Origin of the sequence: Streptomyces sp. NPDC050315 (assembly GCF_040655775.1) — a bacterium.
In the GTDB taxonomy this organism is placed as follows: Bacteria; Actinomycetota; Actinomycetes; order Streptomycetales; family Streptomycetaceae; genus Streptomyces.
In genome coordinates, this window is record NZ_JBFAKN010000005.1 from 590,143 (window position 1) to 612,738 (window position 22,596).

At 71.6% G+C, this 22,596-nt stretch carries 25 protein-coding genes; 15 read left to right on the forward strand and 10 right to left on the reverse strand.

From position 1 onward, the window contains the following. The first annotated feature begins 36 nt into the window (after positions 1 to 36). Positions 37 to 516, forward strand: a complete 480-nt coding sequence (locus AB0I82_RS21620; RefSeq protein ID WP_363258931.1) for an NUDIX domain-containing protein — start codon at positions 37 to 39, stop codon at positions 514 to 516. A gap of 38 nt (positions 517 to 554) precedes the next feature. Here the strand turns inward: AB0I82_RS21620 and AB0I82_RS21625 are convergent, their stop codons facing one another. Continuing rightward, positions 555 to 1,778 (reverse strand): acyltransferase family protein, encoded by a 1,224-nt coding sequence (locus AB0I82_RS21625; RefSeq protein WP_363258932.1) that lies wholly within the window; start codon positions 1,776 to 1,778, stop codon positions 555 to 557. A 168-nt stretch (positions 1,779 to 1,946) separates the two neighbouring features. Next, positions 1,947 to 2,531: a carbonic anhydrase gene (locus AB0I82_RS21630; protein ID WP_363258933.1), complete on the reverse strand. Its 585-nt coding sequence runs from the start codon at positions 2,529 to 2,531 to the stop codon at positions 1,947 to 1,949. A 326-nt stretch (positions 2,532 to 2,857) separates the two neighbouring features. Between AB0I82_RS21630 and AB0I82_RS21635 the strand changes: the two genes are divergently transcribed. Beyond that, positions 2,858 to 3,241 (forward strand): BlaI/MecI/CopY family transcriptional regulator, encoded by a 384-nt coding sequence (locus tag AB0I82_RS21635; RefSeq protein ID WP_363258934.1) that lies wholly within the window; start codon positions 2,858 to 2,860, stop codon positions 3,239 to 3,241. A gap of 9 nt (positions 3,242 to 3,250) precedes the next feature. Beyond that, positions 3,251 to 4,216, forward strand: coding sequence for a M56 family metallopeptidase (locus AB0I82_RS21640; protein ID WP_363258935.1), 966 nt, complete (start codon positions 3,251 to 3,253; stop codon positions 4,214 to 4,216). Positions 4,217 to 4,251: 35 nt separating this feature from the next. Here AB0I82_RS21640 and AB0I82_RS21645 read toward each other — a convergent pair whose 3' ends face one another. From AB0I82_RS21645 to AB0I82_RS21670, 6 genes are all read right to left on the reverse strand, one after another. After that, positions 4,252 to 5,556, reverse strand: coding sequence for an MFS transporter (locus AB0I82_RS21645; protein WP_363258936.1), 1,305 nt, complete (start codon positions 5,554 to 5,556; stop codon positions 4,252 to 4,254). Between the two features lie 95 nt (positions 5,557 to 5,651). Continuing rightward, positions 5,652 to 6,428, reverse strand: a complete 777-nt coding sequence (locus tag AB0I82_RS21650) for an SDR family oxidoreductase (protein ID WP_363258937.1) — start codon at positions 6,426 to 6,428, stop codon at positions 5,652 to 5,654. Between the two features lie 58 nt (positions 6,429 to 6,486). After that, a complete protein-coding gene (locus AB0I82_RS21655; protein ID WP_363258938.1) occupies positions 6,487 to 7,275 on the reverse strand; it encodes a glucose 1-dehydrogenase in 789 nt (262 codons plus the stop codon). Between the two features lie 47 nt (positions 7,276 to 7,322). Next, entirely contained in the window at positions 7,323 to 8,840 is a 1,518-nt protein-coding gene (locus AB0I82_RS21660) for an FGGY family carbohydrate kinase (protein ID WP_363258939.1), read from the reverse strand. Continuing rightward, positions 8,837 to 9,811 (reverse strand): transketolase C-terminal domain-containing protein, encoded by a 975-nt coding sequence (locus AB0I82_RS21665; protein ID WP_363258940.1) that lies wholly within the window; start codon positions 9,809 to 9,811, stop codon positions 8,837 to 8,839. Before AB0I82_RS21665 ends, AB0I82_RS21660 begins: the two co-directional genes overlap by 4 nt. Next, entirely contained in the window at positions 9,808 to 10,704 is an 897-nt protein-coding gene (locus tag AB0I82_RS21670) for a transketolase (protein WP_363258941.1), read from the reverse strand. Before AB0I82_RS21670 ends, AB0I82_RS21665 begins: the two co-directional genes overlap by 4 nt. Before the next feature lie 153 nt (positions 10,705 to 10,857). On the opposite strand from AB0I82_RS21670, the gene AB0I82_RS21675 reads away from it, so the two are divergent. Beyond that, complete coding sequence (locus AB0I82_RS21675; protein WP_363258942.1) at positions 10,858 to 11,811, forward strand: sugar-binding transcriptional regulator; 954 nt, start codon at positions 10,858 to 10,860, stop codon at positions 11,809 to 11,811. A 6-nt stretch (positions 11,812 to 11,817) separates the two neighbouring features. Here the strand turns inward: AB0I82_RS21675 and AB0I82_RS21680 are convergent, their stop codons facing one another. Together AB0I82_RS21680 and AB0I82_RS21685 are read right to left on the reverse strand one after the other, a co-directional pair. Then, positions 11,818 to 12,207, reverse strand: coding sequence for a VOC family protein (locus AB0I82_RS21680; RefSeq protein WP_363258943.1), 390 nt, complete (start codon positions 12,205 to 12,207; stop codon positions 11,818 to 11,820). 50 nt (positions 12,208 to 12,257) lie between these two features. Then, a complete protein-coding gene (locus AB0I82_RS21685) occupies positions 12,258 to 12,839 on the reverse strand; it encodes an XRE family transcriptional regulator (protein WP_363258944.1) in 582 nt (193 codons plus the stop codon). Positions 12,840 to 12,956: 117 nt separating this feature from the next. Between AB0I82_RS21685 and AB0I82_RS21690 the strand changes: the two genes are divergently transcribed. The 11 genes from AB0I82_RS21690 to crcB all read left to right on the forward strand — a co-directional run bounded on the left by AB0I82_RS21690 (position 12,957) and on the right by crcB (position 22,573). Next, complete coding sequence (locus AB0I82_RS21690; RefSeq protein ID WP_363258945.1) at positions 12,957 to 13,793, forward strand: DMT family transporter; 837 nt, start codon at positions 12,957 to 12,959, stop codon at positions 13,791 to 13,793. Positions 13,794 to 13,838: 45 nt separating this feature from the next. Beyond that, complete coding sequence (locus tag AB0I82_RS21695) at positions 13,839 to 14,486, forward strand: FMN-binding negative transcriptional regulator (RefSeq protein ID WP_363258946.1); 648 nt, start codon at positions 13,839 to 13,841, stop codon at positions 14,484 to 14,486. 47 nt (positions 14,487 to 14,533) lie between these two features. Continuing rightward, positions 14,534 to 15,241 (forward strand): phenylalanine--tRNA ligase beta subunit-related protein, encoded by a 708-nt coding sequence (locus AB0I82_RS21700; RefSeq protein WP_363258947.1) that lies wholly within the window; start codon positions 14,534 to 14,536, stop codon positions 15,239 to 15,241. Between the two features lie 159 nt (positions 15,242 to 15,400). Next, a complete protein-coding gene (locus tag AB0I82_RS21705; protein WP_363258948.1) occupies positions 15,401 to 18,871 on the forward strand; it encodes a phosphodiester glycosidase family protein in 3,471 nt (1,156 codons plus the stop codon). 106 nt (positions 18,872 to 18,977) lie between these two features. Continuing rightward, positions 18,978 to 20,084: a YihY/virulence factor BrkB family protein gene (locus tag AB0I82_RS21710; RefSeq protein WP_363258949.1), complete on the forward strand. Its 1,107-nt coding sequence runs from the start codon at positions 18,978 to 18,980 to the stop codon at positions 20,082 to 20,084. Positions 20,085 to 20,256: 172 nt separating this feature from the next. Beyond that, positions 20,257 to 20,634: a phage holin family protein gene (locus AB0I82_RS21715; RefSeq protein ID WP_363259092.1), complete on the forward strand. Its 378-nt coding sequence runs from the start codon at positions 20,257 to 20,259 to the stop codon at positions 20,632 to 20,634. Then, positions 20,624 to 21,043 (forward strand): DUF3618 domain-containing protein, encoded by a 420-nt coding sequence (locus AB0I82_RS21720; protein ID WP_363258950.1) that lies wholly within the window; start codon positions 20,624 to 20,626, stop codon positions 21,041 to 21,043. The genes AB0I82_RS21715 and AB0I82_RS21720 overlap by 11 nt, the downstream gene beginning before the upstream one ends. Then, positions 21,040 to 21,306, forward strand: coding sequence for a DUF4235 domain-containing protein (locus tag AB0I82_RS21725; protein WP_363258951.1), 267 nt, complete (start codon positions 21,040 to 21,042; stop codon positions 21,304 to 21,306). Before AB0I82_RS21720 ends, AB0I82_RS21725 begins: the two co-directional genes overlap by 4 nt. Before the next feature lie 125 nt (positions 21,307 to 21,431). Next, entirely contained in the window at positions 21,432 to 21,623 is a 192-nt protein-coding gene (locus AB0I82_RS21730) for a DUF6381 family protein (RefSeq protein ID WP_363258952.1), read from the forward strand. Positions 21,624 to 21,716: 93 nt separating this feature from the next. After that, entirely contained in the window at positions 21,717 to 22,202 is a 486-nt protein-coding gene (locus AB0I82_RS21735; protein WP_363258953.1) for a CrcB family protein, read from the forward strand. Then, positions 22,199 to 22,573 carry a fluoride efflux transporter CrcB gene (crcB, locus tag AB0I82_RS21740; RefSeq protein WP_363258954.1) on the forward strand — a complete coding sequence of 125 codons (375 nt, stop codon included), beginning with the start codon at positions 22,199 to 22,201 and terminating at the stop codon, positions 22,571 to 22,573. The genes AB0I82_RS21735 and crcB overlap by 4 nt, the downstream gene beginning before the upstream one ends. Positions 22,574 to 22,596 lie beyond the last annotated feature (23 nt).

Here is a 22,596-nt window from a genome sequence, read left to right on the forward strand (position 1 = left end):
TCGTCCCCTCCCGGGGTGCTCGCTAGGGTGCGGGGCATGGCTACACCCGACTTCATCCGCGAAATCCGCGCGACCGCCGGCCACCAGCTGCTCTGGATGCCCGGTGTCAGCGCCATCGTCTTCGACGACGAGGGCCGGGTGCTGCTGGGACGCCGCGTCGACAACGGCCGCTGGTCGATCATCGGCGGCATCCCCGAGCCGGGCGAGCAGCCCGCCGCCACCGCCGTACGCGAAGTCCACGAGGAAACCGCCGTCCACTGCGTCCCCGAGCGCCTCCTCCTGGTCGAGGCGCTGGAGCCGGTCACGTACCCCAACGGCGACCGCTGCCAGTTCATGGACATCTGCTTCCTGTGCCGCGCCACCGGCGGTGAGGCGCGGGTGAACGACGACGAGTCGCTGGAGGTGGGCTGGTTCGAGCTGGACGCGCTGCCTCCGATGGAGGACTTCGCCGTCAGCCGGATCAAGCAGGCCACGGAGGAAGCGCCGACCTGGTTCGCGGGCATCGGCCAGGGCTGAGAGCCGGTGTCCGAGGACCGCTCGACCCGGCCGGGCGCTCACCGGATGAAGCGTGCCGGTTTCGTCGCGGCGTGCAGTACGTATTCCAGCGGACCGCGCCGGAACAGCCGGGTCCATACGACAGCCAGCAGCATCGTGACCGCGAAGAACAGGAAGAGCTCCCGCAGCGAGCCCGGCAGCTCGTCCTTCCACACGGCCCGGATGACCAGGATGTGCAGGACGTAGGCGGACAGCGACACCATGCCGACCGCCGTGACCGGTGTCGCCAGGCGGCGGAACCGCGGCAGCCGCTCGACGGCGATGACGCAGCCGGCCAGCACGGCCAGCGCGACGCCGGTGGCACCCACGATCGACGGCGTGGTCTGGCTGTGCGGCGCGGCCACCAGCAGCCACTCGCCGAAGTTGTCCGTGGGCTCACCGACGGCGTGGGACCACCAGGCCGACAGCGGCGCATCGCCGTCCGTGTTCGCGGCGACGGCTGCGAACGCACCCGGGACCAGGTGCAGCGCCAGCCAGGAGCCCCCGTAACCGAGCACGGCGAGCGCGACGCCGGTCACGGCCAGTCGGGTGCGTACCGCGGCCCGGGAGAGGTCGAGCCGGGCCACCGCCATGCCGGCCAGCAGGAACGGTATCCAGGTCAGGACCGGATAGGGGCCGGTGAACAGCAGGTCGAGGACACCGTCCGAATCGGTGAGCCCGGCCAGCGGATCGGCGGCGATCACGGTGTCGGACCAGTTGCCGCCGTCGATGGAGAGCCGGATGAGGTACAGCACCTGGGGCATCACCAGCGCCGTGGCGGCGGCCGCGGCGGCGAGGGAGGAGGCGCGCAGCCGGTACAGCGGCAGGACGAAGACGAAGAGGAGCGCGTAGTAGGCGAGAATCACGTCGACCGAGGTGCCCATGGCCATCAGCGCGATCCCCAGGGCGAAGAGCACGACGGAGCGGATGAGCAACTTGCCCACGGCCTGGCGTCCGGCTCGTCCCGTCCGGGGTTCCCGGCGGCCGGTGATGAGGATCAGCGTGAAGCCGGCGAGCAGGGCGAAGAGCGCGGACGAACGGCCGTAAGTGGCCTCCACCAAGGGGCCCAACGGCCCGGCGTCCGACGGTTCGGGGCCGGCGTGGACGGTGAACATGCCCAGCACCGCGAGGCCACGGGCGAGGTCGACACCGATGAGCCTGCGGGTGGGCGGAGCAGTGGCTTGAGGGGACGGTTGAGCCGGTGCGGTGGCGATGCCACCGGCCGGTGAGGTCTTGTACGCCATTGCTCCAACGTGACCGTTTCGGTTGAAACAGGAAATGATCCCCCGGGCTTCGACTGGATGCGGCACGCCTCGGCACTCTTTCTGTGTCGAGAGGGGTTGGTTGCATCAGTTGAGATCCCACTGAGCCCGTGTATTGCGGACCTGGGCGCCGGTGGCGAAGGGAATCGGTCACAGCGGGCGGAACATGCGCTCCCGGGCCTCGTAGGTGAAGACCTCACCCGAGGTGATCTCGTAGAACCAGCCGTGCAGGCGCAGTCGCCTCTCCCGGAGGCGACGCGCGACGCATGGATAGGAGCGCAGATGCTTGAGCTGCGTTTCCAAGTGGCGTTGCGTGGCGGCGCCCTTGCGCGGGGCGGCGGACTGGGAGTGGTACTCGGCGCGCTGCAGCCAGCGGTTGAAGAGCGCCATTCCCGGGACCTGCTTGTCGGTCACCATGCCTTGCACGGCGTCGCAGCACGAGTGTCCGCAGACGACGATGTTGGGAACTTGCAACGCGATGACCGCGAATTCCAGGGTGGCGCCGACGCCGCAGTCGGCCTCGGACCTGTGGCGCGGGACGATGTTGCCGGCCGTGCGCAGTTCCAGGATTTCGCCCGGCCGCGCACCGGTGATCAGCGACGGTACGACGCGTGAGTCCGAGCAGGCGATGAAGAGTGCTTCCGGGCGCTGGCCGTCCGCGAGTGCGGCGAGATCGTCGCGGCGCTCCGCGATGCTCGACGGGAAGGCGCGGGCATTCTCGATGAGTGACTGCATGGTGGCCTGCCTTCCGCTGCGGGCAATTGCTGGCAGGGGTGCGGTGAGCGGCTGCTGGGCCGCGCGGGACGAGGAATTCGGCGTGACGTACGAGGCATACGCCACAGGCGTGCGGGATTGCTCCGCTGCCGTGCTTACCTGCGAGCCGACCGCGTTGTGCGGCCGGGGTGGCGACACCGACGATGAACTCGGAGCCGCTGCGGCAGGTAGGTCGACGTCCACCCCTCTAAGCTACTACGCGGCGTAGAAGTTCACGCTGTCGCAGCGCTGCGCCCGGAGTCGGCAGCGCCGGCGGCTCGCGCAGCGATGAGAGAGAAGGCAGGTCAGTGGCGTTGAGACCATTCGGTGAACTGGAATCGGACATCATGAGTGTGGTGTGGGCGAGCGAGGAATCCCTCAGCATTCAGCGCCTCACCGATGTCCTCAACGAGCAGCGTCCGCTGGCCTACACGACGGTGATGACGGTCACCGAGCGCCTGCGCGCCAAGGGTTGGCTGGAGCGGACCAAACACGGCAGGTCCTACCGCTACAGCGCGTTGCGGTCGGCGGACGACTACACGGCCGAACTCATGGAACAGGCCCTGGCCTCCTCGGCCGACCGCGCGAACGCACTGCTGCACTTCGCCGGCCGTCTCGACGCCGACGAGGCGGTTGCCCTGCGCAAGGCACTGGACGCCATGCCTCCCGACTCCCATACCGCCGACCACTGAGGGCCCACTGTGTTAGTCATCGCAGCGTTGTTCGCCTACGCGGTACTCCTCGGCGGGCCCGTCGCTCGTCTGCTGACCCGTGCGCGTTGGGTCACCCGCTTCCCGCAAGCCGCCCTGCGCAGCTGGCACGCCTGCGCGCTGAGCCTGCTCGCCTCCGTAGTGGGTTTTCTCCTCCTGGTCGCGCACGACCTGTGGGAGCACGCCATGGTGTGGCTCTTCCGCGCCGACGAGCCGCTGGTGCACGAGGCGTACGGCGGTTCCTGGCTGGTGGCGGACATTCCGCGGGCCGCATTGGCCGTGCTGTTTCTCGGTGCCATGACGCTCCTCGGTCTTACGTTGCGCAGCCTGCTGCGCCTTCGCCGGGAACGGAACCGGCACCTGCTCACCGCCGACGCCCTGGGGAAACACCACCGGATCCACGACCCGGACGTGCGCGTACTGGAGCACACGGCCCCGGCGGTCTTCTGCATCCCCGGAACACGCAACGGCGCACGCATCGTTGTGACCACAACGGCCCTGGAGATGCTGTCCGACACCGAACTCGCCGCCGCGCTCGAACATGAGCGGGCGCACCTGAAGTACCGCCACCACCGCGCGTTCCTTGCCGCTGACGTCCTGACCTCGGCATTCGGCTGGAGTGGGCTGTCGCGCGGGTACGCGCAGCAGGTACGCCGCCTTGCGGAGATGGCCGCGGACGACCAGGCGGCGCGGAAACACGGCCGGCGCGCCGTGGCCTCGGCACTGCTGGAGATGTGTGCCGCAGGTCCCACTGCCACGGTCGCCGGGCTGCCCGCGATGACGGGAACCGACCCGGCCGAGCGCATCCGCCGGCTCATCAGGGCGGCGCCGGCACAGGCGAGGGCACTGGCACCTGCCCTGAGCCTGGCCGTCCCGGCCCTCGTCCTCGCGCTCCCCGTGGCCCTGGCACTGGCCCCGGCAGCACTCCTCGCCGGCACCGCGCATTCCGGCTGCTGAATGCGCGATGCCGACGCGGGCCGGGTGGGTGGTGATCAGCCGGCTATGGGCTGCCGGTTCTCCGTCGCCGGTTCGGCCGGTGTGTCCTCGCGGTACTGCGGGTCCGATGGACTCTTGAGGAAGTGGGACATCACCGCTGCGGCCAGGTACAGCAGGGTGAAGACCCAGACCAGGCCGTGCACGCCGACCAGTGGGCGGAAGACCGCGACCAGTGCCGGGCCGACGAAGGCGGCGAGGCCGGCGCCGAGGCTGTACACGGCGAAGGCACTGCCCCGGTCCTCGGGGCGGCCCATGGACAGCAGCAGGGCGGGGATCGGGGTGAAGCCGGAGAGGATGAAGCCCCAGAACATGGCGCAGACCGTGGCGACCCAGAAGTTGTCCTTGAACGCCATCGGCCCGTAGTAGATCGCGAGAGTGGCGATCGCGCAGCCGACGCAGCCGAACCACGTCACCGTACGCCGCCAGCCGATCCGGTCGCCCAGCGCGCCGAAGATCAGGCCCGCGGGCAGGTTGGCGGCGAACATCAGCGTGACCATGAGCAGGTACTGCTGCAGCGTCAGCCCGATGGTCTTGGTGAAGAAGATCGGGAGGAAGACGAAGAAGCCGTACTGCGGTGCGGTGTTGATGATGCGGACGATGCCCGCCAGCGCGACCTTGGGGCTGCGCCACAGGATGTCGATGCCGCCGATCATCTGGCCCTTGAACGTGGCGTTCTCGACCATGGGCCGGCTGCCCGTGGGCTCCTTCAGGCCGAGGCAGGCGACCAGCGATCCGGCGACGACGATGACCAGGGCCACCCACAGCGTGCCGTACTCGCCGACCAGCGGGATCGAACCGCTCGCGACGAGCGAGCCGAACGTGGGCAGGCCGCCGGTGAAGCCGAACCAGAACCAGCCGATGGCCGTACCGACGCGCTTGACCGGGGCGACGGCGATGACCCAGATGAGGAAGCTGAAGGCGAAGAGCGGGTAGCCGAGGCCGCGGATCGCGTAACTCAGCATCACCACGGTGTAGTTGTCGGTGGGCAGCGCGGCGGCGAGGAAGACGATCTGGAAGACGGCCCAGATGCCCGCACCCAGCCACATGACGCGCTTGGGGCCCCAGAGGGCTGACAGTGTGCCGGAGAACCACGCGGCGATGGCCGCGGCGACGCCGTACGCGGTGATGACCGAGGCCGCCTGGCCGTCGGTGAATCCGCGGTCGGTGAGGAAGGGCGAGAGGTAGTTGGATTCCACCCCGTCGCCGATCATGAAGAGCAGAAGGCCGACATAGCCCAGCAGGAGGGGGCGGGGTATGCCGAGGCGGGTGGTCCAGTGGGGGCGAGCGGTAATAGGGGACATGCGCGCTCCTTGCGGCCAGAGCGGGGGAGGGGAGGAGTGTTTTGGTGGCGTGTCTCAGGTGGCCGCCGGTCGTCACCAACGGCAGCCGCCGGCCGTCACCAGCAGACGTAACCGCCGTCGACGATCAGATCGACACCGGTGCAGTACGCCGCCGCGTCCGAGGCGAGGAAGACGGCCGGGCCGACCAGGTCGGTGACCTCGGCGTTGCGCCCGAGCGGGGTGTCGCCCGCGTACTGCTCCATGCGCTCGATGATCTCGGGACGGGTGTTCATCGGGGTGTACGTGTTGCCGGGGCTGATCGCGTTGACGCGTACGCCGCGCCGGGCCCACTCGGTGGCCAGGCTCTTGGTCAGATGCGCTACACCGGCCTTGGAGGAGTTGTAGTGCGCCTGAGTGAGGCCGCGGTTGGCGATGGTCCCGGACATCGAGGCGATGTTCACGATGGAGCCGCCGCCGTGCGCGAGCATCACCCGGGCCTCGGCCTGGGCGCTGAGGAAGACGCCGGTGAGGTTGACGTCGATGACCTTGCGGAAGTCGGCCGCGGCCATGTCCTCGGCGGGAGTGGCACCGGCGATGCCCGCGGAGTTGACGGCCGCGCGGAGCGGCCCGAGGGCCTCGACGGCCTGCCCGACCGCGGCGGCCAGGGCATCGGCGTCGGTGGTGTCGGCGCTGACGGCGAGCGCGCGGCCGCCCTTGGCGGCGATCTCGTCGGCGGTGGCCTGCGCGGCCTCGAGGTTGAGGTCGAGACAGGCGACCTCGGCGCCACAGGCGGCGAAGCCGAGGGCGATGCCCCGGCCGATGCCACTGCCGGCACCGGTGACGAGGGTGGGCTTGCCGTTCAGGGAGAACGCGTCGGGGGTGAAGGTGCTCATGAGGAATCGCTTTCGTACGAGTACCGGAGTACCAGGGGCCAGGAAGGGTGACGTTGCGTCAGCTCATGAACATGCCGCCGTCGATATTGATCGTCTGGCCGGTGACGTACTCGGCCGCGTCACTGGCGAGGAAGAGCAGGACATTGGCGATGTCGTCGGGCGTGCCCGGACGCCCGGCGGGAATGCCGGCCACCCACTCCTTCATCAGCTCACCGGGACCGTAATCGCCCAGCAGCTCGCCCCAGACGCGGTCGTTGTAGTCCCACATGTCGCTGCCGACGATGCCGGGCGCGTACGCGTTGACCGTGATGCCCTCGGGCGCCAGCTCCTTGGCCAGGCTCTGGGTGATGCCCATGACACCGAACTTGGACGCCGCGTAGTGCGGGGTGTACACGAAGCCCTGCCGGGACTGCCCGGAGGCCGCGTTGAGGATCCGGCCGCGGATCCTGTGGCGGCGCATGGACGCCACGGCGGCCTGGGCGCAGAGGAAGACGCCCTTGGTGTTGACCGCCATCACGCGGTCCCAGTCCCGCTCGGTGAGGTCGGCGAGTCGGTGGATGCTGATGACGCCGGCGTTCTGTACGGAGACATGGACGCCGCCGAAGGTCGACTCGGCCGTCTCGTACAACGCGTTGACCTGCGCCGGGTCGGTGACATCGGTGGGGACGGCGAGCGCGCTGCCGCCGCCGGAGGTGATCAGGTCGGCCGTCTCGTGGACCGCCGGGTCCAGATCGGCGAGTACGACATGCGCGCCTTCGCCGGCGAAGCGTACGGCGATACCGCGTCCGATGCCGCGGGCGGCGCCGGTGACGACCACCGTCTTTCCCGCGTAGCGCTGTTCGGTCATGGGTAAGTCCTCCAACTTCCTTGTTGTGAGGGGGTGTTAAGGGCAATTCAGTGGACGGGGCCGCGTGAGCGCGCGACCGCGTCCCGCCAGCCGCGCAGCCGCGCTTCCCGCCAGTACTCGTCGTGGGTGGGCGCGAAGAGGGCGGGCCCGGCCCCGAGGGACGCGAGATCCGCTTCGTCCCACATCCCGAGGGTGAGCCCCGCGAGGTGGGCGGCGCCCAGCGCGGAGATCTCCGGGCGGCCGGCCCGGCGTACCGGGCAGCCGATCAGCTCGGCCTGGAAGGACATCAGCCGGTCGTTGGCAGTGGGGCCGCCGTCCGTTCGCAACTCGGCCACCGAGCCGCCGAGCGCGGTCCCGAAGCGGGAGAACGTGTCCGCGACCTGGTACGCGAGGGACTCCACGGCGGCGCGGGCGATCTCGGCGGGGCCCGTGTTGGCGCCGATGCCGATGAGCAGCGCGCGTGCCGAGCGGTCCCAGTAGGGAGCGCCGAGACCGTGGAAGGCCGGTACGAGATAGAGCTCCTCGTCGCGTCCCTCGGCGGCCAGTTCGGCGATCCCGGCCGGGTCGGTGCCGAGCAGCCGGGCCGCCCAGCGGACCGCCGTACCGGCCGAGGCGATATTGGCCTCCAGCGCCTGCTCCGGGGCCCGCCCGGCCCGCTGCCAGGCGAGCGTACGGCTGACCCCGTCCGGCGTCGGTGTACCGGGAGGGCAGAGCGCCATCAGCGAGGAGCCGCTGCCGTACGTCGCCTTCACCACGCCGGGGCGCCCCTGGCTCTGCGCGAAGAGCGCGGCGTGCGAGTCGCCGAGCACCGCGCCGACCGGCACGCCGTCGGGCAGTATCGGCAGGCCACGGGTGTGACCGAGGGGGCCGGTGGAGGGCACCACGCGCGGCAGCGCCTGCACCGGTACGCCGAACAGCTCCAGCAGGTCGGCGTCCCACTCCCCGGTATCGAGGCCGAGCAGCTGCGTCCGGGAGGCGCAGCCCACCTCGGTCACCTCGCCGTCGCCGTAAGGCCCGGCCGCACCTTGCGTGAGGCAGCGCAGCAGCCAGGCGTCCAGCGTCCCGATGCGCAACTGCCCGGCACGGGCCCTGCTCCGGTCCGGGTCCAGGTCGTCCAGCAGCCACGCGGCCTTCGTCGCGGAGAACATCGGGTCCACGGGCAGCCCGCTGCGCTCGGTGATCAGCGCGGCGAAGGGCCCCTCGGCCAGCGTCCGGCAGCGGTCCGCGGTGCGCCGGTCCTGCCAGCTGATCAGCCGGCTCAGCGGCTTGCCGGTGGCCGGGTCCCAGGCCAGCACGGCCTCCCGCTGCACGCTCAGCGCGAGGCCCGCGACCCGGGCCCCGGGGCGCGCCTCGGCCAACTCGCCGAGTACGCCCAGTACGCCGCCCCAGATGGCGGCCGGGTCCTGCTCGACGTGCCCGGGGTGCGGGCGGTGTTCGTCCAGCGCTCGGTACGCGGTGGCGATCACCTGCCCGGCGGCGTCGACGAGCAGGGCCTTGGTGCCGCTGGTGCCCTGGTCGAGGGCGATCAGGCAGTCGGCGGAGGCGGGCTTGGGCGCGTTGTTCACGAGGTCGCAGCTCCTGGGGTGCCGGTTGCCGACTCCAGCAGGTCGTCCGCGGCACGCAGGACACCCTCGGCGGTGATGCCGAAGTGCTCCGCGAGGAAGGACGCGCTGCCGGTGGGCGTGAACTCGTCCGCGACACCGAGCAGCCGCATCGGTACGGGGTGGTGCGCGACGACCGTTTCGGCGACGGCGCTGCCGAGGCCGCCGTGGACGTTGTGCTCCTCGACGGTGATGATGCGGCCGGTCTCCCGGGCCGCCGCCAGTACGGCGTCCTCGTCGAGCGGCTTGATGGTGGAGAGGTTCAGGACGCGGGCGCTGACGCCCGCGGCGGTCAGCTTGTCCGCGGCCTCCAGCGCGGCCGGAATGGTGGTGCCCGCGGCGATCACGGTCAGATCGGTGCCCTCGCGGAGGGTGGCGGCCTTACCGACCCGGAAGGGCACACGCGGCGCGACATCCGGGACGCCCGTACGGCCGATACGGATGAAGACCGGCCCGTCGTACTCGTGCGCCCACAGCAGCGCCTCCCGGGTCTCCGCCGGATCGGCGGGCACCAGGATGGTCATCTCGGGGAGGGTACGCAGCCAGGCGAGGTCCTCGACGCTGTGGTGCGTCGGGCCGAGCTGGCCGTACGCGAAGCCGGGGCTCATCGCGCACAGCTTCACATTCGTCCGCGAGTAGGCGACATCCGCCTTGATCTGCTCCAGCGCCCGGCCGGTGAGGAAGGGCGAGGCGGCGCACACGTACGGAATGCGGCCGCCGTTGGCGAGGCCCGCACCGGCGCCGACCATCGTCTGCTCGGCGATGCCGACGTTGATCAGCCGGTCGGGGAAGCGCCCGGCGAACTCCTTGAGGTTGCTGGAGCCGACCGAGTCGTTGCAGACGGCCACGGTGCGCGGGTCCTGCTCGGCCAGTTCGACGAGGGTCTGCGCGAAGACCTTGCGGCAGTCGTGCAGGGCGGGGGCGGCGGTGGTCATCGTGCGAGCTCCTGGAGGGCGGCGGCGGTCTGGTCGGCGGTGGGGACCTTGTGGTGCCACTCCGCCCGGTTCTCGATAAAGGACACTCCCTTGCCCTTGACGGTGTCGGCGATCAGGCACACCGGGCGGTCCGCGTCCGGGCCGTCCGGATGGGCGGACAGTGCCTGGTAGAGGGCCTCGTGGTCGTGCCCGTCCACGTGCTGGACGGCGAATCCGAAGGCGGCCCACTTGTCGGCCAGCGGCTCCAGGCCCGAGGTCTCCTCGGTGCCGGCGCCCTGCTGGAAGCGGTTCCGGTCGACGATCACGGTGAGGTTGGCGAGCTTGTGGTGCGCGGCCGACATGGCGGCCTCCCAGTTGCTTCCCTCCTGCAGCTCGCCGTCGCCGGTGAGGACGACCGTACGGCGGGCCGAGCCGTCGAGCTTGGCGGCGAGCGCGGTGCCGACCGCGACGGGCACGCCGTGGCCGAGCGGGCCCGTGTTGGTCTCCACGCCCGGGATCTTGCGCCGGTTGGGGTGGCCGTTGAGCGCGGACAGCGGCTCCATGTACGTGTCCAGCTCGGCGTCGGCGAAGAAGCCGGCGTACGCGAGCGTGGCGTACAGGGCGCCGGAGGCGTGGCCCTTGCTCTGGATGTAGCGGTCGCGCTCGGGCGCCTCGGGGTGCTCCGGGTCGAGGTCGAGCACGGCCGTGTACAGCACGGCCAGGATGTCGGTCGCGGAGAAGTCGCCGCCGATGTGGCCCTGCCCCGCCCGGCTGATCATCGCCAGGTTCCGGCGGCGGATCGCGGTGGCGGCGTCGCGCAGCGTACGAGCCCTGTCCTCGGCGGTGGCGGCGCGGAGCGCCTGCCGGGTGGCACGGAGCCGGGAGGTCGCTCCGGGCACTGCAACGAGTGGCATGTGAATACCTATTCAGGCTAGAGTTTCTATTCAGCAGCAGTAAAACCGTGCGCCCTCGGGCCGTCAACCCCCTGATGGGTGGCGAGGTGACTCCCGTACCGTTGCCGTAGTCGATCAGCGCCCGCTGGGCGGCGCTGGGGGAAAGGAAGGCCGATGAGTTCTCGCGAAGAGCTGCGAGTGATGACCCGTGTAGCGCGCATGTACTACACGGAGGGCGTCCGGCAGCCCGAGATCGCGGCCCGGCTGGACCTGTCCCAGGCGAAGGTCTCGCGCCTGCTCAAGAAGGCCCAGCAGCAGGGCATCGTGCGCATCACCGTCGCGCCCGCGCCCGGCACCAACCCGGACCTCGAAGACGCGCTGCAGCGGCAGTACGGCGTCAAGCTCGCCCTCGTCGTGGACACCGATCCCGAGGACGAGAAGAGCCTCATGGCGGACCTCGGCTCGGCCGCCGCGTACTACCTCGAAACCACCCTGCGCTCGGGCGATGTGGTCGGCCTGTCGTCCTGGAGTGCCACGCTGCTGGCCACGGTCGACGCCATGCAGCCCGTGCCGGGTCTGCGTGACATCCGTATCGTCCAGGCGGTCGGCGGCGTCGGCGACCCCGCCGCGTCCGGGCACGCCTCACGTCTTACGGGGCGCCTCGCCGATCTCGTACGCGGCGAAGCGGTGTACCTCACGGCGCCGGGTCTCGCGGGCTCCGCCGAGAGTGCCCGCGCCCTGCGCGAAGACCCCTTCACCGCCTCGACGTTGGAGCTCCTGGACCACCTCACCCTCGCGCTCGTGGGCATCGGTGAGGTGGAACCCTCCAGCACCCTCGCGCAGAGCGGCAACGCCTACTCGCCCGCGGAGTTGAAGACCTTGGAGCGGCAGGGTGCCGTGGGCGACGTATGCCTGCACTTCTACGACGCCCACGGCACCCCCATGAACTCCCCGCTGGACGACCGGGTGGTGGGCATCACCGCCGATCAACTCCGCGCGGTACCACGGACGGTGGGCATCGCCGGCGGCCGCCGCAAGCGCGACGCCATCCGGGGCGCCCTGCGCGGCGGCCTCGTCGACGTCCTCATCACGGATCACGCCACGGCGAGGTCGCTGCTCGGGAGTTGAGCGTTCTTACTTGGTGCGCACGATCTGGATCAGGTTGCCGCAGGTGTCGTCCAGGACCGCGGTGGTGACCTCGCCCATGTCCAGCGGCTCCTGGGTGAACCGCACCCCGAGTCCGCGCAGCCGGTCGAACTCCGCCTGTACGTCGTCCACGGCGAAGGAGGTGGCCGGGATGCCGTCCTTGACCAGTGCCGTCTTGTACGGCGGCACCGCGGGGTGGCCGGAGGGCTCCAGCAGCAGCTCGGTCCCCTCGGGGTCTTCCGGCGAGACCACGGTCAGCCAGCGGGCCTCGCCGCCCAGCGGGATGTCGTGCTTCTTCACGAAGCCCAGCGTCTCGGTATAGAAACGCAGCGCCTTCTCCTGGTCGTCGACGAAGACGCTGGTGATGTAGATCTTCATGGGGTCCAACATAGGCACGTCGCGTTGCCCGATCGAAGAGGCGCGTACGCCTACGCGGGGGCGGGGCCGGGCGGGAGGTGGACCGTCATGATCAGGTGACAGGTGTCGGTGCCCGCGCCGCGGTAGGTGTGGGCGGTGTCGCCGTCGAAGGTGGCGGTCCGGCCCGCTTCGACGGGGTGCTCGGTGCCGTCGACGATCAGTGTCATGCGGCCGGAGGTGACGCTGACGGTCTCCACGACGCCGGCCTGGTGCGGGTGGCTCGGGTACTCCTCGCCCGGCTCCAGCTTCCAGCGCCAGACCTCGACCGGGGCCGGTCCCGAGGTGGTCAGCATGAGGCGGGCCTCGCCGCCGTGCGGGCCGGTCCACAGCGGGGTCAGCGTGTCGGCGGACACGACGCGTACACGTCCTTCGGTCCGGCCCTCCATCAGGGCGGAGACCGAGACGCCGAGGGTGTCGGCCAGCCGCACGAGGGTGGCGAAGTTCGGGTTTCCCTGGGCTTTCTCCAGTGCTACCAGGGCGCCCTTGCTGACCTGGGCGCGCCGGCTGAGCTCGTCCAGCGACAGGCCCGCGCGGGTGCGGGCCGCCCGGACGTTGTGTGCGAGCGTCCGCAGGGCTGCCTCGGTCTCTGCCATCCGATCACCATCCTGGCCGGTGGACCACTGCAATGCACCGCGCGGTCGTTTGGTTGACACGCGGCGGTCGGTCCGTTGTACGGTTCAGTCGTTCCATTGATAGTAAGGGATGGCACTGTGATTGCTCTACTGCTGGCCTTGGGCAGCTCCCTCGCGTACGGATGCGCCGACTTCCTCGGCGGTCTCGGCGCCCGCAAGGCGCATGTGCTGCGTACCGTGACGGTCGCGGCGCCGGCCTCGCTCGCGGTCGAACTGCTGCTGTGGCCGGTGCTCGGCGCCTCGTTCGACGCCGCCACCCTCGGCTGGGGCGCCGCCTCCGGTGTCGCCTCGGCCACCGCGTTCGCGCTGCTGTACAAGACTCTGGCGATCGGCCCGATGAACGTGCTGTCGCCGGTGACCGCGCTGGTCTCCGCCGCGCTCCCGGTGGGTGTGGGACTGCTGCAGGGCGAGCAGCTGGCGCTCGCCGGGCTGATCGGCCTGCCGCTCGCGCTCGTCGCGGTCGTCCTGGTCAGCGCCGGGCACGGCGCCGGTTCCGTGCGGCCTTCCCGTACGGCGCTGCTACTGGCCTTCGGCGCGGGCGCCGCCATCGCCCTTCAGCTGGTCTTTCTGCACCAGGCGCCTTCCGACAGCGGGGTGGGTCCGCTGATCGTGGGCCGGGCGGTCTCCTCGGCGGTCACCCTGGCCGCGGCGGGAGTGATGTACCGCAGGCTCGGCACGGAGAAGCCCGCGTACGCGATCTCGGCCGCCGCCGGTGTGCTGGACTCGGTGGCGAACCTGCTGTTCCTGCTCGCCGCCCGCAGCGGCGACCTCACCGTCGTCGCCGTGATCACCGCCCTGTACCCGGCCGGTACGGTCCTGCTCGCGCGTGGTGTCCTCGCGGAACGCATCCACCGCGGCCAGCTCGTCGGCCTCGGCACCGCCGCCGTGGCCGTCAGCCTCCTCGCCCTGACCTGAACCGCCGTACCGCCGTACCGCAGCACCGCCGCCAAGGAGAACCGCATGTTCATCCAGCCCTGGGACGCCACGCTGGACGATGCCGAATGGCAGTCCTGGATCGCCGAAGGCCATGACTTCGGTCAGCTGAGCGTCAACGGCCTGCCCGGCCGGCCGCCCGCCGTCGTCCCCACCCACTTCACCACCGACGGCAACCACCTGCTGATCCACCTCGCCCGGCCCAACCCGGTCTGGCAGGCGATCGAGCAGGACCCGAACGTCACCTTCACCGTCATCGGCGATTACGCCTTCATCCCCGGCCCCTGGCGCGCCAAGCCCGACGTTCCGCCCACCGACGGCGTGCCCACCAGCTACTACGCGGCCGTTCAGTTCGCCTGCCGCGCGCACATCATCGACGACCCGGAAGCCAAGGCGGAACTGCTGCGCCGTCAGCTCGCCCACTTCCAGCCCGACGGTGATCACGGCCCGGTCGCCGTCGACCAGCCGCCGTACGGCCGGATGCTGCCCGGCATCCGCGGGCTGCGCCTCGAAGTCACCGACGTGCGGGCCAAGTTCAAGTACGACGACCACAAGCCCGTCGAGCAGCGCGCCGCCGTCGCGGACCGGCTGAGCGAGCGCGGCCGGGGCCTGGACGTACCCACCGCGCGCCAGCAGCTGCGCCGCCTGGACCGCATCGGTCCCTGGAAGCCCTGACCGCCCGCACCCGCATCCGCACTTGCACAGGAAGCAGAATCCCGCCCATGCCCGCCTTCCGCATCGCCCCCGCCGTCGCCGACGCCTTCCCCGACACGCTCATCGCCCTGGTCACCGCCGCCGGACTGCGCGGGCACGAGCCCTGGCCCGAGACCACCGCCGCCCTGGGGGACCTGGAGCAGCAGCTCGCCGACGGTGCCTGGCAGCCCGCCGACGAGACCGACCCCCGTATCGAGGCGTGGCACACCGCCTACCGCTCCTTCGGTACCAACCCGCGCCGCATCCGCCCCAGCGTCGACGCACTCGGCCGCCGCATGGCCAAGAAGGGCACCCTGCCGCGCATCAACCCGGCCGTCGACTCCTACAACGCCGTCTCCGTGCGCCACGGGCTGCCCGCCGGCGCCTTCGACCTCGGTCAGGTCACCGGTGACGTCGAGATCCGGTACGCGGAAGGCAGCGAGTCCTTCACCCCGCTCGGCGAGCCCGACACCGTGGAGACCCCCAAGCCCGGCGAGATCATCTACGCCGACACCACCGGCGTCCTGACCCGCCACTGGAACCACCGCGACGCCCACCGCACTCGCGTCACCGAGGATTCGACCCATGTCGCCTTCGCCCTCGAAACCCTCCACGCCACCCGCGACGGCCACCTCCTGAAGACCGCGGCGGACGAACTCCAGACCCTGCTCACCCCGCACGCCGACCGGACCGCCGTGCACTTCCTCGGCCCGGCCCAACCCCACGTCGGCGTCTGAGAGTCGGTAAGAGCGCGCGGGAGCGGGCTGCTGAAGCCGGGCCTCTGGTGGGGCGTCAGCCGCACCGGGATGCTGGGCGGTTGAGTGCGTGCAGAGCGCACGTGCCGTCCGTCCACAGGAGTTGCCGTGCTCCCTGTTGTGTCCGTGAGACCCGCGGCGGTGCTCGCAGCAGTCTCCGCGCTGCTGCTGGGCGCCGCCGTCCCGGCCGTCGCCGCTGCGCCGCCCGAACCGCTGCCCCGTACTTCCGCCGAAATGCTCCGGCCCATCGCGCCACCGGCCGCGACCGGAGCCCCCTCGCCCACGTCCGTCGCCGACGGCGACGGGCTGGAGACCGCCCGCACCGCCCGGCCCGTCGCCCCCGGCGTCCGGCTGTCGTCGTACGACCGGCTGGAGTCCGACAAATGGCTCCGCGTCGACTCGCTCTCCGTCGATCTGACCGCGGGCGCCACGGCCGACTATCTGTCGCCCGGAAAGGTCGCCGCGCGCGCGTCGGTGTCGCAACTCGCCGCCGCGCACGACGCCGGGCCCGGACGCCGTACCGTCGCCGCGATCAACGGCGACTTCTTCGACATCAACCAGACCGGCGCCCCGCTCGGCCCCGGCATCGCCGACGGCCGCCCGACGCATTCGCCCGCCGCCGGTAGCCATCGCGCCGTCGGCATCGGCCCGGCGGACGCCGGCCGCGTCCTCCAGCTCTACTTCGACGGCACCCTGACCCTCCCGGACGGCACCCACCCGCTCGGCGCCCTCAACGCCGCCAACGTCCCGGCCGACGGCATCGGCGCCTACACCGACCGGTGGGGCGAGGCGGACCGCGCGCTCACCGTGGACGGCGCGCGGCGCGCTGTCGAGGTGACCGTGGCCGACGGCAGGGTCACCGCCGTGCGCGCCGAGCCCGGCAAGGGCCCGATTCCGGCCGGCAGTACCGTACTGATCGGCCGTGACCAGGGCGCGGACCGGCTCGCCGGGCTCGCGGTCGGCGACCCGGTCGGCATGGAGTACCGGCCGCGCACGGACAGCGGACCGGTGCCGCGCACTGCCGTCGGCGGCCGCGAACTCCTCGTCGTCGACGGGCAGCCGGTCGGCCACGAGGGCGAGGGCAACAACACCGCGGCGCCGCGTACCGCCGTCGGCTTCTCCAAGGACGGCCGCACCATGCAGATCATGACCGTCGACGGCCGGCAGGCCGACAGCGGCGGCGTCACCCTCACCGAACTCGGCCTCATGATGCAGCGGGCCGGCTCCTACAGTGCTCTCAACCTCGACGGCGGCGGCTCCTCCTCGCTGGTCGCCCGGGAGCCGGGCAGCGACACGGTACAGGTGGAGAACAGCCCGTCCGACGGCAGCGAGCGCACGGTGCCCAACGGCCTGGCCTTCACCGCGCCCGACGGCAGCGGCGAGCTGACCGGCTTCTGGGTGGAGACCGCCATGGACCCCGGCGGCGCGCCGGGCGTGGACCCCGTACGGGGCGGGCACCCGGAGCGGGTCTTCCCCGGGCTGACGCGCCGTCTGACGGCCGCCGGACACGACGAGACGTACGGCCCGGCGCAGGGCGCGCCGCGGTGGCGGTCGTCCGGCTCCCACGTCGGCGAGGTGAGTGCGGACGGTGTCTTCACGGCCGGGCGGAGTGGCAGTACCGAGGTCACCGCACAGCGCGGTGCGGCGCGCGGCAGTGTCCGGCTGACCGTCCTGGACGATCTCGACCGGGTCGTGTCGACCACCCGGACGGTCGGGCTCGCCGACGAGCGCGCCACCGGGCACTTCGGGCTGGTGGGGCTGGACGCGCACGGCAGCAGCGCGCCCGTCGAGCCCGCCGATGTCACGCTCGATTACGACCGGTCCCTCTTCGCCATCACGCCGGATGCCAAGACCGGGACGTTCACCGTGAAGGCGCGTGGCGCGCGGGTCGCCGGGCAGGTCAAGGCCACCGTCGCGGGCCGCAGTACGGTACTGGCGGTCACCGTCGGCCTGACGGAGAAGTTGCTGGCGTCCTTCGACGACGCCGCCGACTGGAAGTTCAGCCAGGCCCGCGCCGCCGGTTCGCTCGCCGCCACCCCGGACGGGCACACCGGCACCGGCCTGAAGATGACGTACGACTTCACCAAGTCGACCGCCACCCGCGCCGCGTACGCCACGCCGCCGCAGCGGATCGCCGTCGACGGGCAGGCGCAGTCCTTCGGGCTCTGGATCAAGGGCGATGGGCGCGGCGCCTGGCCGACCCTCCATCTCAAGGACGCGGCGGGCTCGGACGTCCTGCTGCGCGGCCCGTACGTCACCTGGACCGGATGGCGACATGTCGACTTCGCGGTACCGGCGGGCGTCGCCCACCCGCTGCAAGTGCACCGCTTCTACCTCGCGGAGACCGGCGCCGACCGCCAGTACACCGGTGAGATCGCCCTCGACGATCTCACCGCGCAGGTCCCGCCGTCCGTAGAGCTGCCGGCCGAGCCCGCCGGGCCGGACCCGCTCATCGACCCGGCCGCGGAGACCGAGGGCCGGGACTGGCGGTTCGCGGTGATGTCCGACGCGCAATTCGTGGCCCGCGCCCCGGACAGTCCGATCGTCGCCCAGGCGCGGCGCACCCTGCGGGAGATCAAGGCCGCCCGCCCCGACTTCCTGGTCATCAACGGCGACCTGGTCGACGAGGGCTCGCCCGAGGACCTGCGGTTCGCCCGCAAGATCCTGGAGGAGGAGCTGGGCGACGCGCTGCCCTGGTACTACGTGCCGGGCAACCACGAGGTGATGGGCGGCAGCATCGCCAACTTCACCGCCGAATTCGGCGCGGCGCAGCGGACCTTCGACCACCGCGGGACCCGCTTCGTCACCCTGGACACCTCCGGCCTCCGGCTGCGCGGCGGCGGGTTCGCGCAGATCAAGGAGTTGCGCGCACAGCTCGACCGGGCGGCGCGCGATCCCCGTATCGGCTCGGTCATGGTCATCGAACACGTACCGCCGCGTGACCCCACCCCGCAGCAGGGAAGTCAGCTCGGCGACCGCAAGGAGGCGGCACTGCTGGAGAACTGGCTCGCCGACTTCCGGCGCACGACCGGCAAGGGCGCGGCGCTCATCGGCTCCCACGTCGGGGTCTTCGCCGCCTCGCACGTGGACGGCGTGCCGTACCTGATCAACGGCAACTCGGGGAAGACGCCCGCGGCACCGGCCGGCGAAGGCGGGTTCACGGGCTGGTCGATGGTCGGCGTGGACCGGGTGCCGGAGGAGGACCGGGAACGGAACCGGGCCCGGCCGTGGGAGGGCGGCCCGGACTGGGTCTCCGTCCAGACACGCGCCCACGTGGACGGCCTCACGCTCACCGCTCCGGCCCAGCTGCCCGTGGGGAGTTCCGACGCGGTACGGGCGACCGTGCTGCAGGGCGAGGGGCCGGGCGCGCGCCGCGTACCGGTCGGCTTCCCGCTCAGCGCGGACTGGACCGGCTCGCCGAACCTGTACCTCGGTGATCCGTCCGATGCCAAGCGGCGCCATGTGGCGGCCTACGACCCGGCGACGGGGCGGCTCACCGCCCTGCGCGCGGGCACGGCCACACTGGCCGTCACGGTGAACGGGGCCACGGCGAAGGCCACTTTCACGGTAGCGGCCGCGGCACGGCCCGCCACCGGGCAGCAGGTCGGCTGAGCAGCGCTTTCCCGCCCGCCCCAGGCCGTTTGCCGGTGAAATACCCGGTGCGTAGACCGCGGCGCGGAATCCGTTTCGGTTCGGGGCGGGCGGTAACCCACGACGTATGGCACGGACAACGCGACCGGGGGGCCGGGAGGGCCCCGCTCGCCGCGCCGGTGCGGGCTCCGGGGAACCGACGGCCCGGATACCGGAGGCGCGGCAGGAAGCAGGTGCGGAACCGGCCTCGCGCCCGGAACCGGCCTCGCGCAAGGCGCCCGACGAGCCGACCGAACTGCCGAAGAAATCCTGGTGGGCCGTGCTGCGCGGCACGGTCAAGGAATTCAAGGACGACGAGCTGGCCGACCGGGCGGCGGCGCTGACGTACTACGGCGTGCTCTCGCTGTTCCCGGCGATGCTCGTCCTGGTCTCCCTGCTGGGCATCGCGGGCGAGTCGGCCGTCCGGCAGACGATGGACACCATTCAGCAGCTGGCGCCCGGTTCCGTCCGGCAGGTGCTCATCAACGCCGTGGAGCAGCTGCAGGGCAACGCGGGCATCGGCTCGCTGGTGGCGGTCGTCGGCCTGCTGGTCGCCCTGTGGACCGCCTCGGGGTACGTCGCGGCGTTCATCCGCAGCTCCAACGTCGTCTACGACGTCGCCGAGGGCCGCCCGATATGGAAAGTGCTGCCGCTGCGGCTCGCCCTGACGGCGGTGCTCATGTTGCTGGCCGTCGTCAGCGCGCTCATCGTGGTGTTCACGGGCGGGCTCGCGCAGCAGGTGGGCTCGGCGCTGGGCGTCGGCGACACCGCGCTGACGGTCTGGGCGATCGCCAAGTGGCCGGTCCTCGTGATCCTGGTCACGACCATGATCGCGTTCCTTTACTGGGGCGCGCCCAACGCCAAGGGCCGCGGCATACGGTGGGTGACCCCGGGCAGCTTCCTGGCCCTGGTCATCTGGCTGCTCGCCTCCGCCGGCTTCGCGGTGTACGTGGGGAACTTCGCCTCCTACAACAAGACGTACGGGACCCTCGCCGGCGTGATCGTCTTTCTCGTCTGGCTGTGGATCACCAATCTGGCCATCCTGCTCGGCCTGGAATTCGACGCCGAACTGGCGCGTGAACGGGCGGCGGCCGGTGGCCATCCCGACCACGAGGAGCCGTACGTGGAGCCGCGCGACACGACGAAGTGGAGCGAGGAGGAACGCCGGCGGGCCGAGACCCCCGACGAAGCGTGATCCGCACCGGACGCGGCCACGGAAAGGCAGATGATCGGTGATGAGTACTGCTGAGAAAACGGTGACGAGCACTTCCGGGACGACGCGGTCCGCCGGGGAGCGGACGGCGGCACGCGGCACGCCGCCCACGTATCCGGCCACGGCGCAGCGGCCGCAGCACACCGAGGAGTCGGTGGGCGAGCTGGTCTCCCGCGCCTCGCAGCAGGTCTCGCAGCTGGTACGCGAGGAACTGCAGCTGGCGCAGGCGGAGATGACGCGCAAGGGCAAGCGGTTCGGGCTCGGCGGCGGGCTGTTCGGCGGCGCCGGCATGCTCGGCTTCCTCGGGCTGGAAGCCCTGGTGGTCGCCGTGATCGCCGCCCTCGCGCTGGTACTGCCGGTCTGGGCATCGGCCCTGATCATCACCGGCGCGCTGCTCGCGCTCGCCGGAATCCTGGCGCTGGTCGGCAAGAAGGAGATCGCCAAGGCGACCCCGCCGACGCCCGAGCAGGCGATCGCCGGCGTCAAGGCCGATGTCGCCGAGGTGAAGGAGAAGGCCCACCATGACCGCTGAACCCAAGAACAGGCATGCGTCCGATTCCCCCACCCCGGAGCAGCTGCGGGAGCGGGTGGAGCACACCCGCGAGGAGCTGGGCCGGACCGTCGAGGAGCTGGCCGCCAAGGCGGACGTGAAGGCGCGCGCCAAGGAGAAGGCCGGCGACGCCAAGGCGAAGGCACAGGAGACGGCCGAGGACGCCAGGGCCAAGGTGCAGGACGCCGTCGGCCACTCGCGGGCCCGGCTCCAGGACAGCACCGCCCACGCGGCGCAGAAGGGGCCCCTCCCGGCGCTGGTCGTGGCCGCCGCCGCGGTCCTCGTCTGGCTGCAGGTGCGCCGGCGTCAGCAGGGCGGCAAGGCCGCGCAGAGCGTTCGTCGCCTCCAGGGGGCCGCCCGTTGCAGCACCCGTGGCAGGAGGAGCCGATGAACGCAGCGAAGATCGCGTACACGCCCGTCGGGATCGCGCTGGGCGCCGTCAGCGGCATGATCGCCGGGGCGCTGTTCAAGCAGGCGTGGAAGCGGATCGGGCACGAGGAGGACACCCCGAACGCCAGAGACGAGGACCGCACCTGGAAGGAAGTGCTGCTGGCAGCGGCGCTGCAGGGCGCCATCTTCGCCGTCGTCAAGGCCGCCATGGACCGCAGCGGCGCCACCGCCACGCGGCGCATGACCGGGACCTGGCCGGGCTGACGCCGCCGGGATGTGGCCGGCCCTCCGGATGCGGACGGCGCGGAGAGCTGGTTCGCTGGGAGGGCCCGCCCGACTACTGGGACGGGTGTCTCGGACGTGGTGTCTCGGACGCGCAAGGAGTGATCATGGGCATGGACGGTGAGGTCGGCGGCCGGATCCGGCAGATGCGGGAGAAGGCCAAGGAGCTGTCCCAGGCCGCCGAACGGACCAACGACCCGCAGGACCGCAAGCGGCTCGAGGAGAAGGCCCGCAAGCTGGAGAGCCAGGCGGAGCAGGAGTCGAGCATGGGCAGCGGGGACATCTTCCCGATGCAGTAGGGCGGCTTCCCCTCCTCTACAGTCACGTCCGTCCGCCACACCCGTGGCGGACGGACGTTTGAGAGCGCGCACGTGTCAGAGGCCCACCCCTCCATGCTGAACGAACCGGTCGACTCCGATGTCGATCTGCACCACCCCCCGCCGCCCGCCGCACGGCCGGAACGCCAAAGACCCGTCGTCGCTGCCATCGCACTCGGCGGCGGCGTCGGGGCCGCGGCGCGCTACGGCGCCTCGCTCCTGTGGCCCACGCCGCCCGGCGCCTTCCCGTGGACGACACTCGCCGTCAATGTGCTCGGCTGCGCTCTCATCGGCGTCCTCATGGCCGTGCTCGGCGGGGCCCGGTCACCGCACTACCTCGTCCGGCCCTTCCTCGGCACCGGCGTGCTCGGCGGCTTCACGACCTTCTCCACGTACGCCGTGGACATCCAGCGCCTGCTCCGGAACGGAGCGGCCGCCACCGGCCTGGCGTACCTGGCGCTGACCCTGCTCACCGCGCTGGCCGCGGTGTGGGCCGCCGCGACCGGCACCCGCCGCGTCCTCCGGGGCGGCCGGCGCGGAGAAGGGGGCCGTACGCGGTGAACTGGCTGCTCGTGATCGCCGGGGCGATGGTCGGTGCCCCGCTGCGCTACCTCACCGACCGGGCCGTCCAGTCCCGCCACGACACGGTGTTCCCCTGGGGCACGTTCACCGTCAACGTCGTCGGCTGCCTGGTACTGGGCCTGCTGACCGGCGCGGTCACCGCCGGCGCCGTCTCCTCTCAAGTACAGCTGCTGCTCGGTACCGGCCTGTGCGGCGCGCTGACCACGTACTCGACGTTCTCGTACGAGACGCTGCGGCTGGCCGAGGGCGGCGCGCGCTTCTTCGCCGTGGCCAACGCGGCGGCGAGCGTGGTGGCGGGCCTCGGCGCCGCGTTCGTGGGCGCGGCGGTGGCGCAGTCCCTTTGGCACTAGCGCCACCGCCGCGTCTCGGTCAG

Coding starts and splice junctions, on each gene's coding strand:
- AB0I82_RS21620 (WP_363258931.1), top strand. CDS start 37: ATGGCTACACCCGACTTCATCCGCGAAATCCGCGCGACCGCCGGCCAC.
- AB0I82_RS21625 (WP_363258932.1), bottom strand. CDS start 1,778: ATGGCGTACAAGACCTCACCGGCCGGTGGCATCGCCACCGCACCGGCT.
- AB0I82_RS21630 (WP_363258933.1), bottom strand. CDS start 2,531: ATGCAGTCACTCATCGAGAATGCCCGCGCCTTCCCGTCGAGCATCGCG.
- AB0I82_RS21645 (WP_363258936.1), bottom strand. CDS start 5,556: ATGTCCCCTATTACCGCTCGCCCCCACTGGACCACCCGCCTCGGCATA.
- AB0I82_RS21650 (WP_363258937.1), bottom strand. CDS start 6,428: ATGAGCACCTTCACCCCCGACGCGTTCTCCCTGAACGGCAAGCCCACC.
- AB0I82_RS21655 (WP_363258938.1), bottom strand. CDS start 7,275: ATGACCGAACAGCGCTACGCGGGAAAGACGGTGGTCGTCACCGGCGCC.
- AB0I82_RS21665 (WP_363258940.1), bottom strand. CDS start 9,811: ATGACCACCGCCGCCCCCGCCCTGCACGACTGCCGCAAGGTCTTCGCG.
- AB0I82_RS21670 (WP_363258941.1), bottom strand. CDS start 10,704: ATGCCACTCGTTGCAGTGCCCGGAGCGACCTCCCGGCTCCGTGCCACC.
- AB0I82_RS21675 (WP_363258942.1), top strand. CDS start 10,858: ATGAGTTCTCGCGAAGAGCTGCGAGTGATGACCCGTGTAGCGCGCATG.
- AB0I82_RS21680 (WP_363258943.1), bottom strand. CDS start 12,207: ATGAAGATCTACATCACCAGCGTCTTCGTCGACGACCAGGAGAAGGCG.
- AB0I82_RS21685 (WP_363258944.1), bottom strand. CDS start 12,839: ATGGCAGAGACCGAGGCAGCCCTGCGGACGCTCGCACACAACGTCCGG.
- AB0I82_RS21695 (WP_363258946.1), top strand. CDS start 13,839: ATGTTCATCCAGCCCTGGGACGCCACGCTGGACGATGCCGAATGGCAG.
- AB0I82_RS21700 (WP_363258947.1), top strand. CDS start 14,534: ATGCCCGCCTTCCGCATCGCCCCCGCCGTCGCCGACGCCTTCCCCGAC.
- AB0I82_RS21710 (WP_363258949.1), top strand. CDS start 18,978: ATGGCACGGACAACGCGACCGGGGGGCCGGGAGGGCCCCGCTCGCCGC.
- AB0I82_RS21720 (WP_363258950.1), top strand. CDS start 20,624: ATGACCGCTGAACCCAAGAACAGGCATGCGTCCGATTCCCCCACCCCG.
- AB0I82_RS21725 (WP_363258951.1), top strand. CDS start 21,040: ATGAACGCAGCGAAGATCGCGTACACGCCCGTCGGGATCGCGCTGGGC.
- AB0I82_RS21730 (WP_363258952.1), top strand. CDS start 21,432: ATGGGCATGGACGGTGAGGTCGGCGGCCGGATCCGGCAGATGCGGGAG.
- AB0I82_RS21735 (WP_363258953.1), top strand. CDS start 21,717: ATGCTGAACGAACCGGTCGACTCCGATGTCGATCTGCACCACCCCCCG.